Consider the following 13,705-nt stretch of genomic DNA (forward strand, 5'->3'; position numbering starts at 1 on the left):
TGGAGCCATGAGCCCCGAGTCAGTGACCTACGTCCTAACCGTGCTGAGAATCGTCCTGGCGGTGGTGTTCGTCGTCGCCGGGATCAGTCATTTCGTGCCCGCGGTTCAGCGCACGATGTCGGCCATGATCCCGCCACGACTGCGCGTGCGGGGCCTGTTGGCCCCGCGGAACCTCGTGATTTTCACCGGTCTGTGCGAGATTGCCGGCGGCATCGGGCTGCTTCTCGAATCCACCCGTGTTACGTCCGGTGTCGCTTTGGCCGTGTTCCTCGTGGCCGTCTTTCCCGCCAACGCTTACGCGGCGCGGCACAAGGACCGGTTCGGCGCTGTCGCGATGCCGTTGGTTCCGCGGCTGCTCGGCCAGCTGGTGCTGATCGGTCTGGTGCTCGTGGCTGGTCTGGCCGGCTGAGCCAGCCGCCTAGGCCCTAGACGATCAGGCTGCCGAGGCCGAACACGAAGATGTCGAGGGAGATCGCCGAGACCAGGGCCAGCCCGGCCAGCAGCAGAAGCGCCTGCGGACCGGCTTCCCGGCGGCGACCGAGCCAGAACGCGATCCCGAAGACCACGATCGGGACGAGCACACCCGCCAACAGCAGGCCCCAGCCGAAGCCGCTCAGGGTGGTGTCGAGCGACTGGGCGGCGCTGTTGAGGCCCAGCAGGTTGCCCAGGCCCGACCACGCGCTGTACGCGTAGAACAGCCCGAACAGGATGGCGATGGTCGCGGAGAGCCACGCCGGCGTGCGACGGGTGCGCTGGGGTGCGGTGGGTGCAGTGCTCATCAGAGTCCCCCGGTTCCGGCAATGAAGGGCAGTGGGGCCAGCAGCACGACGCCCAGGATGAGCCAGGTCCAGCGCAGACGCGGCATGCCGCGGGTGAGCCAGTACGAAGCGGCGAACCAGACGAGCGGTGCGGCCACGGCCAGCCAGGTGCCCAGCGAGAACATGAACTGCGACAGCGGGTCGGTCAGCGGGTTCTCGATGCGCCCCACTCCGATGAACCAACCGATCGTGTAGAGCAGGTAGACGCCCGCGAGGATGCCCAGGCCAACGAGGGCCGGCGATGACAGAGCCGCCTTGCCCGCGGGAGCATCGACGTAGCCACCCGGTGATCCGGTGACGGCCCAGCCCTCGGGGAGGTCGGCAGCAGGCCCATCCGCGGGCTCGGGTGGGTTGGTGCTGCCGGACACGAGGGTGGGATCGTCGTCGCCGGCCCAGCCGAGCGCGTCGTCATCCCGGGAAGAAGTCATGCGCTCAGCCTATTAGTTCAGTGGCTGATCAGCACCTTGAGCGCATGGGTTTCGGCGGCGCGGGAGAACGTGTCGTAGGCGTCTTCCACGTGGCCGAAGTCGAAGGTGTGGGTGGCCAACCGGTCTGCGGGGATCTTGTGCTGGACCACCAGCTTCAGCAACATCGGCGTGGTGTTGGTGTTCACCAGGCCCATGCTGATGCTGATGTTCTGGATCCACAGGTTTTCAACGTGCAGCGGCACGGGCTTGCCGTGCACACCCACATTGGCCAGGTGTCCGCCGGGCCGCACGATCTCGGTGGCCATGGTGAAGGTCTCCGGGATGCCGACGGCCTCGATCGCCACGTCGACGCCGGCGCCGTCGGTGGCGGCGAGCACCTCGTCTCGCCACTCCGGTCGTCCGGAGCGCACGGTGTGGGTGGCCCCGAAGGTCTTGGCCTGTTCGAGCCGGTTCTCGTCGATGTCGACGGCCACGATCGACCCGGCGCCGTAGAGTCCCGCGGTGGCGATGGCGGCCAGGCCGACCGGACCGGCGCCGATCACGGCGACGACGTCGCCGGGTGCCACCTGGCCGTACTGCACACCGATCTCGAACCCGGTGGGCAGGATGTCCGAAAGCATCACGGCCTCGGCGTCGGTGACGGAGTCGGGCAGCGGGTAAAGCGAGTTGTCGGCGTAGGGCACCCGCACCAGTTCGGCCTGGGTGCCGTCGATGAGATGGCCGAAAACCCAGCCGATGCCCGAGCGGCCCTCGTCGCCGAGACAGTGCGAGTAGAGGCCCGTCTTGCAGTTCGCGCAGTGCCCGCAGGACTTGATGCAGGAGATCAGCACCCGCTGGCCCACGATGATGGATTCCACCGACTCCCCCACCGCGACGACGGTGCCGACACCTTCGTGCCCCAGGATGCGCCCGGGCGTCACGGCGGGCACGTCGCCCTTGAGGATGTGCAGGTCGGTGCCGCAGATCGTGGTGGTGTCGATGCGCACGATCGCGTCGGTCGACCGCACGATCTGCGGGTCCGGCACGTCGGTCCAGGATTTCACGCCAGGGCCGCCATAAACGAGTGCTTTCACGATGACGCTCCTTCGAGTCAGTTGTGCGCTGCCCCCGGTGATGCGCGCCATAGTACTCGCGGGGTAGTCTGGTGGGCTCGTTCGACCCCGGGCGAAAACAGGTTGATCATGCAACACCATCTCGATACCAACCGCGCGAACTGGGACGATCGGGCCGCGGCCCACGCGGTGCGCACCGGGTTCGGTTACGGAGTGCAGCGGTACGTCGACGATCCCGCGCTTCTGTCGGATGTCGTCCGCTTCGACCGCGAGCGGCTAGGAGATATCGCCGGGCTGACGACGGTGCACCTGCAATGCCACATCGGAACCGACACGCTCTCGCTGGCCCGGTTGGGCGCCCGGGTCACCGGGCTGGACTTCTCGTCGGTGGCTCTTGCCGAGGCCCGCGCCCTGGTCGCCGAAACCGGGGACGCCGTCGAGTTCGTCGAGTCCGATGTGTACGCGGCCCTCGCCGTTCTTCCGCAGGCCGGCTTCGACTTGGTCTACACGGGCATCGGTGCCCTGTGCTGGCTGCCGAGCATCGACCGATGGGCGGCCGTCGTCGCCGGCCTGCTCGTACCGGGCGGTCGCCTGTTCATTCGTGAGGGTCACCCGATCCTGTGGACCATGGACGAGCGACTCGCCGATGACCTGCACCTGCGATTCCCCTACTTCGAGCAGCAGGAACCGTTGGAGTGGGACGACGATTCCAGCTACGTCGTGACGGATCGGCCGATCACCAACACGAAGACCTACGAGTGGAACCACGGGATCGGCGAGATCGTCACGGCGCTCTTGAACGCCGGCCTCACCCTGACGATGCTCGTCGAACACGACAGTGTGCCGTGGGAGGCCCTGCCCGGCCAGATGATCGAGCGACCCGACGGCGAGTTCGCGCTCGGTGAGCGAGCCGGGGTCGCACCGCTCAGCTACACGATCCAGGCCCTGAAGCCGCTCGGCTGACGGGCACCGCGGCGACTCAGCGGTGCCGCACGGCCTTGACCACTGCGATGCTCACCGCGATGACCCAACCCAGCACCCCGGCCAGGCAGACCCGCTCGGCCAGGCCCAGCAGGCCGGGGGCGATCGCGGCGGTGATGCCCAGCGACACCAGGCCGACGGCGGCGACCCCGGTGAGCCACGCGGCGGCCGGGTAGGCGCCGGCCAGCTCGCTGCCGCGGAGCCACCTCGTCAGCAGGGCGAACGCCACCAGCGCGGCGACGAAGCCCGCGGCCGCGACGATCAGGTGCGCGGCGCCCGGCGCGGTGGTCGGGGCGAGCCCCGGCGCATCGGCGGGTGGGATGTCGGTGGGCAGAAATGCCAGCGCGGCGGAGCACACCCCGGCGAACAGCATCAGGACCAGGCCGGCCTGCCGCAGCAGTGACCGCGGGCCGAACGAGGAGAGCGCGGCGACGGCGCAGAGCGTCACCACTCCCCTGGCCAGGAAGTTCAGGTTCATGATCCACCCGTACGGCCCCACCGCGAGGTTGCTCTCGGCCTCCGAGATCACGCTGTAGTGCGGCGGTAGCAGCTGCAACACCACGTCTACCAGAACGTAGAGCACCGCGCCAACGAGGGCGACGGTCGCCAGCAGCCGGGTCCCGGGCCGGCCGGCGAACCGAGCCGTGACCGAGCTCTCGCCTCCGGCATTCATAGCGTTCACCTGCGGAAGCCTATCGGTTTGCCTGGGACGCTCGTAGACTTCCGCCATGGCTCGAGACGAGTCCCCCGGCGTCCCCTTCGCCATCCCTGGTGCTCCGGCCCCGACCGTGGGCCGGCACCACGTGAACGGATGCCGCCTGTACGCCGAGGTGCGCGGCGCCGGCCCGCCGCTGCTGATCATCGGCGCCGCCAGCGACGACGCCGAGATGTTCCGGCCGATCGCCGAGCGGCTGGCCGGGCTCACCGGCGTCGCCGGGTTCACCGTTGTGACCTGGGATCCCCGCGGCACCCGACGGAGCACTAGGGCGGGCTGGCCATGCGATTCGTATACCCACGCCGACGATGCCGCCGCGCTGCTCCAGGACCTCGGGCTCGTTCCCGCCGCGATCTTCGGCGCCAGCGCCGGTGGGATCGTGGCGATGCGGCTCGCCGTGCGGCATCCGGACCTGGTGCGACAGGTTCTCGTTTACGAACCGGGCTTCTTCCGCAGCACGGATTCGGGCACCGCGCTGCTGGCCCGCACCACCGACGCCGTGCGAAAGCACCTGCGGGAGCGCACCGACGACTGGGCCGGCGCCCTCGCCGTGGTGGCGCGCATGGCGGGGCGGGACCCGGCCGCCCGGCCGAACAGCCCCGACGACACCGCAGGCCGGGGTCCGCTCGACGCCCCGCCCGGGCTCGAGTGGTACACCGAGCGCGGGGCGGCCCTGGCCGAGAACTTCATTCGGGACGACCTGCCGCGCACCGGGGAGACCGTCGACCCCGCCCTCCTGCGCGCAACCGGCAGCGACATCCGTTTCGCGTTCGGCACCGACTCCGCCCCGGTGTTCCGGGAGATCGCCGAGACGCTCACCCGCGCCCGCCAACGCACCGGCGCAGATCCGCACCTGCCGGACGCGATCAATGCAGCCGCCCACCTCGTTTATCTCACCCCGGACCCGATCGCACGCTACATCCGCGCACGGTGCCTGCCCGAGGAAGAGGTCGACTAGCTCGCCGAGTCGCCGCAAACACCCCCTTCGGGGGCTCTGCGGGGGGAAGGATGCCGCAACTCGACGCGAGGCCGTTTCCGTGAGTTGCCAGTTCGTGCCCCCTGAGAGCGCGCGAAGTGGCGTCAAGAGGCCGGTCGGTGACTTGCCAGTTGGCGCCCCGTCATGGCGTCCGAAGGGGCTTCAACTGGCAACTGACGGCGCATTCACCTTGTTAGCGGCGCCGGCACACGCCGAAGGGGCCAGTCGATTCGACTGGCCCCTTCGGGTGAAACGGGTACGGAGTTAGCGGGCAGCTTCGCCGTCGACGTAGTCGTCGTCGTTCGAGGCGTTCCAGGCGAAGAGCTTCCGCAGCTCGCGGCCGGTGGCCTCGATCGGGTGCTCTTCGCCCTTCTTGCGCAGGGCCAGGAACTCGGGCGCTCCGGCATCCTGGTCGTTGATGAAGCGCTCGGCGAATGCGCCGTTCTGGATGTCGGCGAGAACGGCCTTCATGTTCTCCTTGACGCTCGGGTCGATGACGCGCGGGCCGGAGACGTAGTCGCCGTACTCGGCGGTGTCGGAGACGCTCCAACGCTGCTTGGCGATGCCGCCCTCCCACATCAGGTCGACGATGAGCTTGAGCTCGTGCAGCACCTCGAAGTAGGCAACCTGCGGCTGGTAGCCGGCCTCGGTGAGAACCTCGAAGCCGTACTGGATCAGCTGCGACGCGCCACCGCAGAGAACGGCCTGCTCACCGAACAGGTCGGTCTCGGTCTCTTCGGTGAAGGTGGTCTTGATGCCGGCGGCACGCAGGCCACCGATCGCCTTGGCGTAGCTGAGGGTCAGCGGCCAGGCGTTGCCGGACGCGTCCTTCTCGACGGCGACGATGACGGGAACGCCACGGCCGGCTTCGAATTCGCGGCGCACGGTGTGGCCCGGGCCCTTGGGGGCGACCATGACCACGTCGACGCCCGCGGGCGCCTCGATGTAACCGAAGCGGATGTTGAAGCCGTGGCCGAAGACCAGGGCCTTACCGTCGGCGAGGTTGGGGAGGATGTCGTCCTTGTACAGGTGACGCTGCACCTGGTCGGGAGCGAGGACCACGATCACGTCGGCCCAGGCGGATGCCTCGGCGGCGCTGAGGACGGTGAAGCCGACCTCTTCGGCCTTGGCACGTGACTTCGAGCCCTCCTTGAGTCCGATGACAACCTCGACGCCGGAGTCGCGCAGGTTCTGCGCGTGGGCGTGGCCCTGCGAGCCATAGCCGATGACGGCGACCTTCTTGCCCTGGATCAGGGACAGGTCGGCGTCTTTGTCGTAGAAGATTTCAGACAATGTGGTGTTCTCCTTGGTTTGTGTATTTGTCGGGAAAATTTTGTTTGGCGTTCTTGTCGAGAAGGTGCGCTGGTCGAGCTTGTCGAGAACCTAGTTTTTGAAGACGCGTTCGGTGATCGACTTGGATCCCCGACCGATGGCGAGGAGGCCCGACTGGGCGATTTCCTTGATGCCGTATGGCTCGAGCACCCGCAGGAACGCCTGGGTCTTGCCGGAGTCGCCGGTCACCTCGATCACGACGGCATCCGTGGACACGTCGACGACCCGGGCACGGAACAGGGTGACCGCTTCGAGGACCTGGGACCGGGTGGTGTTGTCCGCCCGCACCTTGACGAGCAGGTGCTCACGCTGGACCGACTGGCTCGGGTCGAGCTCGACGATCTTGATGACGTTGATCAGCTTGTTGAGCTGCTTGGTCACCTGTTCCAGCGGGGCGTCCTCGACGTCGACGAGGATCGTGATGCGCGACAGGCCGGGGATTTCGCTGTGGCCGACGGCGAGGCTCTCGATGTTGAAGCCGCGCCGGGCGAACAGGCCCGCGACGCGGGTCAGCAGTCCGGGCTTGTCCTCGACGAGGAGGCTGAGAACGTGGGTACTCATCGGTTACTCCTCTTCCCAGGTGGGGGCGTGGTCCTTGGCGTACTGCACGAAGCTGTTGCTGACGCCCTGCGGCACCATCGGCCACACCATGGCGTCGCGGCTGACGATGAAGTCGATCACCACGGGCCGGTCGTTGGTGGCCAACGCGAGCTTGATCGCGTCGTCGACCTGGTCGGCGCGGGTGACCCGGATTCCCAGGGCACCGTACGCATCGGCCATCTTCACGAAGTCGGGCACCATCGCGGTGCCGTGACCGGTGTTGAGGTCGGTGAAGGAGTGCCGGCCGTCATAGAACAGCGACTGCCACTGACGCACCATGCCGAGCGACGAATTGTTGATGATCGCCACCTTGATCGGGATGTTGTTGATCGTGCAGGTGGCGAGTTCCTGGTTGGTCATCTGGAAGCAGCCGTCGCCGTCGATGGACCAGACCGTGCGGTCGGGTTCGGCGACCTTGGCGCCCATGGCCGCGGGCACCGAGTAACCCATGGTGCCGGCCCCGCCGGAGTTGAGCCAGGAGTTCGGCCGCTCGTACTTGATGAACTGTGCGGCCCACATCTGGTGCTGGCCGACGCCGGCGGCGTAGACGCCCTCGGGTCCGGTGAGCTCGCCGATGCGCTTGATCACGTACTGCGGGGCGAGCAGGCCGTCGGCCGGTTCGCTGTAGCCCAACGGGAACTTCTCCCGGAGGCCCTTGAGGTAGGTCCACCACTCGGAGATGTCGGGGGTCGTCGTGCTGATCGCCTCGCGGTAGGCCACGGTGAGGTCGGCGATGACGTCCTTGGCGTCACCCACGATGGGCACGTCGGCGGCGCGGATCTTGCCGATCTCGGCCGGGTCCACGTCCACGTGCACGATGGTGGCATTGGGCGCGAATTCGGAGGCCTTGCCGGTGACCCTGTCGTCGAAACGGGCGCCGAGAGCGATGATGAGGTCGGATTCCTGCAGTGCCAGCACGGCAGCGACGGTTCCGTGCATGCCGGGCATGCCCAGGTGCTGGTCGTGCGAGTCGGGAAACGCTCCGCGGGCCATCAGGGTGGTGACGACGGGGGTACCGGTCAGTTCGGCCAGCTCGAGCAGTTCGGGTGACGCCTGGGCGCGGATGACGCCGCCGCCGACGTAGAAGACGGGCTTCGCGGCGCCGGCCAGCAGCGCCGCCGCGGCCTGAACCTGCTTGCCGTGCGCCTTGGTGATCGGCCGGTAGCCGGGCAGGTCGAGCTTGGGCGGCCAGATGAACGGTGCCTTCATCTGCTGGGCGTCCTTGGTGATGTCCACCAGCACCGGGCCGGGACGGCCGGTGTTGCAGATCAGGAACGCCGAGGCGATGGCGGCGGGGATGTCTTCGGGCCGCTTCACCAGGAACGAGTGCTTGGTGATAGGCATGGTGATGCCGACGATGTCGGCCTCCTGGAACGCATCCGTGCCCATCAGCGTGGAGAAGACCTGGCCGGTGATCGCCAGCAGCGGCACCGAGTCCATGTAGGCGTCGGCGATGGCCGTGACCAGGTTGGTCGCGCCGGGGCCGGAGGTGGCGATGGCCACCCCGACCCGGTTGCTCGAGGACGCGTAGCCCTCGGCGGCATGGCCGGCGCCCTGTTCGTGGCGAACCAGGATGTGGCGGATGTCGTCCTGGTTCATCAGCTCGTCGTAGAGCGGGATGACGGCGCCGCCGGGCAGCCCGAAGACGTCGGTGACGCCGAGCATCTTGAGGCTGCGCAGAATTGCGCCGGAACCGGTGAGAATTTCAGGCGTTCCGGACACGGCGTCGGCGGACGGCGCGCTGGGGGTCGGGGCGGATGGCACGGGCAAAGGTTCCGTGGTCATGAGAGCAAATCCCTAATTCGAATGACGGATGGTGTCGATTATCCCGTGGTCGCACCCAGGGCCGCGGACTGCACGAGCTTGGAGTACTTGGCGAGAACGCCACGGGTGTAACGGGGAGGAAGTGGAGCCCAGCCTTCTCGGCGGGCGGCCAGCTCTGCGGGGTCGACCAGTAGGTCAAGCGAGCGAGCTGCGATATCGACCCGTATCAGATCACCATCGCGCACGAAGGCGATCGGACCTGCGTCCACCGCTTCGGGTGCTATATGGCCGATACACAGTCCGGTTGTGCCGCCTGAGAATCGACCATCAGTCAATAGTAGTACATCGGCTCCGAGCCCAGCGCCCTTGATGGCCGCGGTGATCGAGAGCATCTCGCGCATGCCCGGGCCGCCCTTGGGGCCTTCGTAGCGGATGACGACGACGTCGCCCTTGAGGATCTCCCCCGCGGTGAGGGCGTCCATGGCCGCGCGCTCACGCTCGAAGACCCGGGCGGGGCCCTCGAAGATGTCGCTGTCGAAGCCGGCGGTCTTGACGACGGCGCCCTCGGGGGCGATGGAGCCCTTGAGGATGGTGATGCCGCCGGAGGCGTGGATCGGGTTGTCCAGGGTGCGCAGGACCTTGCCGTCGAGCTCGGGCGGGTCGATCTCGGCGAGGTTCTCCGCCACGGTCTTGCCCGTGACGGTGAGCGCGTCGCCGTGGATGAGACCGGCCTCGAGCAGGGCGCGCATCACGGCGGGCACGCCGCCGTGACGGTCGACGTCGTTCATGACGTACTTGCCGAAGGGCTTGAGGTCACCGATGTGCGGCACGGTATCGCCGATGCGGTTGAAGTCGTCGAGGGTGAGCTCGACCTCGGCCTCCTGCGCGATGGCGAGCAGGTGCAGCACCACGTTGGTGGAACCGCCGAAGGCCATGGCCACGGCGATGGCGTTCTCGAACGCCTTCTTGGTGAGGATGTCGCGGGCCGTGATGCCTAAGCGCAGCAGGTTGACCACGGCCTCGCCGGAGCGGTGCGCGTAGTAGTCGCGGCGGCGGTCGGCGGAGGCGGGCGACGCGGAGCCGGGAAGGCTCATGCCCAGGGCCTCGGCGACGCTGGCCATGGTGTTGGCGGTGTACATGCCGCCGCAGGCACCCTCGCCGGGGGCGAAGGCGCACTCGATGCGCTTGGCGTCTTCCACGCTCATGCGGCCGGCCTTGACGGCGCCGACGGCTTCGAACGAGTCGATGATGGTGATGTCCTTCTCGGTGCCGTCGCTCAGCTTCACCCAGCCGGGTGCGATCGACCCGGCGTAGAGGAAGACGCTGGCGAGGTCCAGTCGCGCGGCGGCCATGAGCATCCCGGGCAGCGACTTGTCGCAGCCGGCCAGCAGCACCGAACCGTCGAGGCGTTCGGCCTGCATGACGACCTCGACGGAGTCGGCGATGACCTCACGGGAGACCAGGGAGAAGTGCATGCCCTCGTGGCCCATCGAGATGCCGTCGGAGACCGAGATGGTTCCGAACTGCAGCGGGTAGCCGCCGCCGGAGTGCACACCCTCCTTGGACGCCTGCGCGAGGCGGTCCAGGGACAGATTGCACGGGGTGATCTCGTTCCAGGAGCTGGCGATGCCGATCTGGGGCTTCTCCCAGTCCGCGTCGCCCATTCCAACCGCTCGGAGCATGCCGCGGGAGGTGGTGGCCTCGATGCCATCGGTAACGTCGCGGCTACGGGGCTTCATATCGAACTCAGACATGCACCGAGTCTAGAACGTCGCGGGCGGCACACCCGTCATGACGACCGGTGGCACGCCCGCGACGCGGGACCTACTGCTGCTGCGTGGCGGCGGCGCGGAAGTCGGCCAGGAGCGCCAGCACCTGGGTGACCTCCTTCGGGCCCCGCACCCGATAGCCGGCCTGGGTAGCGCCCGGGCCGATCTTGAGGCCCAGGTCGCCCTCGCCCAGCACCGTGAAGGCGTCTTCGTCGGTGACATCGTCACCGGCATAGAGCACCCTGTCGGCACCGGTGTGCGCGCGCAGGCGTTCGAGGGCGTCGCCCTTGGTGCTGGAGCGCACCGAGAACTCGAGCACGTTCTTGCCCTCGCGCACGGTGAGGGCCGGCAGCAGCTCGGCCAGCTGGTCGCGGGCCTCGCGCTGCACGGCCTGGCCGTCCTGCGCGGTGGCCAGGCGGGTGTGCAGCGCCAGGCCGGCCGGCTTCTGCTCGATCCAGGTGCCGAACACCGGGCCGGAGATGCGCTCAAGCACCCGGGTGAGGGTGTCGAGCTTCTCGACCTCTTCGGGTACCAGACCCAGCTCGATGCCGTTTGCGTCCAGCTGCACCTCGATACCGTGCGATCCGGTGAGCAAAACCTCGCTCTGCGGTTCGGCCACATGCTTGAGGCTCACCAGGGCGCGGCCGGAGACGAACGCGACACGCACGCCGGGCAGGTCGAGCAGCCGCTGCACCACGTCGTGGGTGCCGTCGACCGCGCGGGCGTCCTCGGGTTCGTCCACGTGCGGCGCCAGGGTGCCGTCGAAGTCGAGGGCCACCAGGATGGTCTCGGCCGAGCTGATGTCCTTCAGCGCCGACACGAGGTTCTCCGGCACGCCGCTGGGCACGGCGGCCCCGCCGGTGAGGGTCTGCAGGAACGAGGCGGACCAGGTGGCCACGTCGTTGTCGAAGACCTTGCGGCGGAGGGCCCGCATCCGCCGGGTGCGTTCGCGCTTGGGCATGGTGACGGCCTTCATGATCGACGCCTTCATGCCGTCGATGTCGTGCGGGTTGATCAGCACGGCCTGCTTGAGCTCGTCGGCAGCACCGGCGAATTCGCTGAGCACGAGCACGCCGTCGCCGTCGTAGCGCACCGCGACGTATTCCTTGGCGACGAGGTTCATGCCGTCGCGGAGGGCCGTGACGAGCATCACGTCGGCGGCCAGGTAGAGCGCCACCATCTCTTCCCGCGGGTAGCCATGGTGGTGGTAGCTGATGGCGGTGTGGCTGATGGTGGAGTAGTCGCCGTTGACGCGGCCGACGGCGAGTTCGATCTCGTCGCGCAACTGCATGTAGGTGGCCACGCGCTCGCGGGACGGGCTGGCCACCTGCACGAGCGTGACGTCCTCGACGCTCAGCGTGCCGTCGGCGAGCAGCTCACCGAAGGCCTTGATACGGTGACCGATGCCCTTGGTGTAGTCCAGGCGGTCGACGCCGAGCATGATCGTCTTGGGATTGCCGAGGTCCTCGCGGATCTGGCGGGCGCGTTCCTGAATCTCCGGTCGCTTGGCCATTTCCTCGTAGGCTTCGGCGTCGATCGAGATCGGGAAGTGCTTGGCGATGACCCGGCGGTGCTGGCCGTTCTGGCTGGGCACGTCCACGGCGACACCGCGGGTGGCGTAGCCGAACAGGCGGCGCACGGCGCGGGAGAAGTTGCCGGCATCCGCCAGCCGCTGGAAGCCGATCAGGTCGGCGCCGAGCAGGCCGTCAAGGATCTGCTTGCGCCAGGGCAGCTGGGCGAAGATGCCGTACGGCGGAAACGGGATGTGGTTGAAAAAGCCGATCACCAGGTCGGGGCGGGCGTCGCGGAGCATCCGCGGCACCAGCTGCAGCTGGTAGTCGTGCACCCAGACCGTGGCGCCGGGCGCTGCGGATGCCGCGGCCGCGGTGGCGAACCGGCGGTTGACCTGCACGTAGGCGTCCCACCATTCGCGGTGGTAGCTGGGTGAGGCGATCACGTCGTGGTAGAGCGGCCAGAGGGTGTCGTTGGAGAAGCCCTCGTAGTAGAGCTCGAGATCTTCGGTGCTCAGGCGTACGGGCACGATCGAGATGCCGTCGTTTTCGAAGGGCTCGAATTCGCGGTCGGCCACGCCGGGCCAGCCCACCCAGGCGCCGTCGGAGGCGCGCATCATCGGTTCGAGGGCGGTGACCAGGCCGCCGGGCGAGGTGCGCCAGCTTTCGGTGCCGTCCTCGGCTACTTCGTAGTCGACCGGAAGCCGGTTGGAGACCACGACCAGGTCGAAGTGACCGGGCGCGACCGAATCGGGGCCGGGCTCTGCGCCGGCCTCTCCGGTTGTGTCGGGTGCGCTGACTGATGCGGTGGTGTCTGCTGCGATTTCGATGACTCATCCATTCCGGTGCCCGCCTGTGCGGCGCACCTGGCTGCACCTCGAGGTTACCAGCGAAGGCTATGCTGACGCCGTGATTCGCATCGGCATGAGCTCCACCTGCGTGTACCCGCTGGGGTTGGAAGACTCTTTCAGGTTGGCGAAGCAGGCCGGGTTCGACGGCGTTGAGATCATGGTCACCCGTGACGAAGCCACCCAGGATGCGGCGGCGCTGACCGCGCTATCCGAGCGGTACAGCCTGCCGATCTTCTCGATCCACGCACCGGTTCTGTTGCTCACCCACTTCGTCTGGGGCCGGGACCCCCGGGTGAAGTTGGAGCGGTCCGCCGAGCTCGCCGGGCTGGTCGGCGCATCGACGGTGGTGGTGCATCCGCCGTTTCGCTGGCAGGCCGGTTATGCGGAGGACTTTCTCGACATCGTGCGCGAGCTCGGCGCGGGCACCGGCCTTCAGATCGCCGTCGAGAACATGTTCCCGTGGAAGATCGGCGGGCGAGGGGTCAAGGCGTACTCCCCCGGTTGGGACCCCACGGTGATGGACTGCGCCGCGGTGACCCTCGATTTCTCGCACTGTGCGCTCAGCGGCCAGGACAGCCTCGCGATGGCCACGGCCCTGGGCGAGCGTCTGCGCCACGTGCACCTCTGCGACGGCACGGGCTCCCTCGACGAGGGCCGGGTCTTCGACGAACACCTGTTGCCCGGCCGCGGCACCGAGCCGGTGGCCGAGGTACTGCGGAACCTCGCCGCGGTGAACTGGGACGGCACCATCGTTGCCGAGGTGAACACCCGGACCGCCCGCACCGAGCCGGAGCGCCTGGCCCTGCTCACCGAAACCCTCACCTTCGCCCGCGACCACACCCGCGAGCTGTGACTCAAGCACCTAAAACCCGAGTTTTTTGGGGCTTTTCTCTCAGTTCGCGGGTTGT

At 68.1% G+C, this 13,705-nt stretch carries 13 protein-coding genes; 4 read left to right on the forward strand and 9 right to left on the reverse strand.

Going from position 1 to position 13,705, the window contains the following annotated elements:
- The first annotated feature begins 7 nt into the window (after window positions 1-7).
- A complete protein-coding gene (locus tag C3B61_RS15855; protein ID WP_103461532.1) occupies window positions 8-409 on the forward strand; it encodes a DoxX family protein in 402 nt (133 codons plus the stop codon).
- A gap of 16 nt (window positions 410-425) precedes the next feature.
- Here the strand turns inward: C3B61_RS15855 and C3B61_RS15860 are convergent, their stop codons facing one another.
- The 3 genes from C3B61_RS15860 to C3B61_RS15870 are packed head-to-tail and all read right to left on the reverse strand — an operon-like array spanning window position 426 to window position 2,319.
- On the reverse strand, window positions 426-779 hold the full coding sequence (locus C3B61_RS15860; RefSeq protein ID WP_088456655.1) for a bacitracin resistance protein: 354 nt from the start codon (window positions 777-779) through the stop codon (window positions 426-428).
- Window positions 779-1,246, reverse strand: coding sequence for a DNA polymerase III subunit gamma/tau (locus tag C3B61_RS15865; protein ID WP_103461533.1), 468 nt, complete (start codon window positions 1,244-1,246; stop codon window positions 779-781). The genes C3B61_RS15860 and C3B61_RS15865 overlap by 1 nt, the downstream gene beginning before the upstream one ends.
- A gap of 17 nt (window positions 1,247-1,263) precedes the next feature.
- Window positions 1,264-2,319, reverse strand: a complete 1,056-nt coding sequence (locus tag C3B61_RS15870; protein WP_103461534.1) for a zinc-dependent alcohol dehydrogenase family protein — start codon at window positions 2,317-2,319, stop codon at window positions 1,264-1,266.
- A 108-nt stretch (window positions 2,320-2,427) separates the two neighbouring features.
- Here C3B61_RS15870 and C3B61_RS15875 point away from each other — a divergent pair, with 108 nt between their 5' ends.
- Window positions 2,428-3,261 (forward strand): class I SAM-dependent methyltransferase, encoded by an 834-nt coding sequence (locus C3B61_RS15875; RefSeq protein ID WP_103461844.1) that lies wholly within the window; start codon window positions 2,428-2,430, stop codon window positions 3,259-3,261.
- Between the two features lie 16 nt (window positions 3,262-3,277).
- Here C3B61_RS15875 and C3B61_RS15880 read toward each other — a convergent pair whose 3' ends face one another.
- Window positions 3,278-3,952: a DUF998 domain-containing protein gene (locus C3B61_RS15880; RefSeq protein ID WP_241990333.1), complete on the reverse strand. Its 675-nt coding sequence runs from the start codon at window positions 3,950-3,952 to the stop codon at window positions 3,278-3,280.
- A 55-nt stretch (window positions 3,953-4,007) separates the two neighbouring features.
- Between C3B61_RS15880 and C3B61_RS15885 the strand changes: the two genes are divergently transcribed.
- On the forward strand, window positions 4,008-4,952 hold the full coding sequence (locus C3B61_RS15885; protein WP_103461535.1) for an alpha/beta fold hydrolase: 945 nt from the start codon (window positions 4,008-4,010) through the stop codon (window positions 4,950-4,952).
- Window positions 4,953-5,234: 282 nt separating this feature from the next.
- Here C3B61_RS15885 and ilvC read toward each other — a convergent pair whose 3' ends face one another.
- From ilvC to C3B61_RS15910, 5 genes are all read right to left on the reverse strand, one after another.
- Entirely contained in the window at window positions 5,235-6,263 is a 1,029-nt protein-coding gene (gene ilvC / locus C3B61_RS15890) for a ketol-acid reductoisomerase (protein WP_088456660.1), read from the reverse strand.
- Between the two features lie 90 nt (window positions 6,264-6,353).
- Complete coding sequence (gene ilvN / locus C3B61_RS15895; protein WP_088456661.1) at window positions 6,354-6,863, reverse strand: acetolactate synthase small subunit; 510 nt, start codon at window positions 6,861-6,863, stop codon at window positions 6,354-6,356.
- 3 nt (window positions 6,864-6,866) lie between these two features.
- Window positions 6,867-8,687: an acetolactate synthase large subunit gene (locus tag C3B61_RS15900; RefSeq protein WP_103461536.1), complete on the reverse strand. Its 1,821-nt coding sequence runs from the start codon at window positions 8,685-8,687 to the stop codon at window positions 6,867-6,869.
- A gap of 38 nt (window positions 8,688-8,725) precedes the next feature.
- The gene (gene ilvD / locus C3B61_RS15905) at window positions 8,726-10,420 is read right to left on the reverse strand and encodes a dihydroxy-acid dehydratase (protein WP_103461537.1); all 1,695 of its coding nucleotides are present in this window, start codon (window positions 10,418-10,420) and stop codon (window positions 8,726-8,728) included.
- A 70-nt stretch (window positions 10,421-10,490) separates the two neighbouring features.
- Window positions 10,491-12,665 (reverse strand): bifunctional alpha,alpha-trehalose-phosphate synthase (UDP-forming)/trehalose-phosphatase, encoded by a 2,175-nt coding sequence (locus tag C3B61_RS15910; protein ID WP_240632216.1) that lies wholly within the window; start codon window positions 12,663-12,665, stop codon window positions 10,491-10,493.
- A 190-nt stretch (window positions 12,666-12,855) separates the two neighbouring features.
- On the opposite strand from C3B61_RS15910, the gene C3B61_RS15915 reads away from it, so the two are divergent.
- The gene (locus C3B61_RS15915; protein ID WP_103461846.1) at window positions 12,856-13,650 is read left to right on the forward strand and encodes a sugar phosphate isomerase/epimerase family protein; all 795 of its coding nucleotides are present in this window, start codon (window positions 12,856-12,858) and stop codon (window positions 13,648-13,650) included.
- The last annotated feature ends 55 nt before the right edge of the window (window positions 13,651-13,705 follow it).

It is taken from the genome of Cryobacterium zongtaii (assembly GCF_002909375.1).
Taxonomy (GTDB): domain Bacteria; phylum Actinomycetota; class Actinomycetes; order Actinomycetales; family Microbacteriaceae; genus Cryobacterium; species Cryobacterium zongtaii.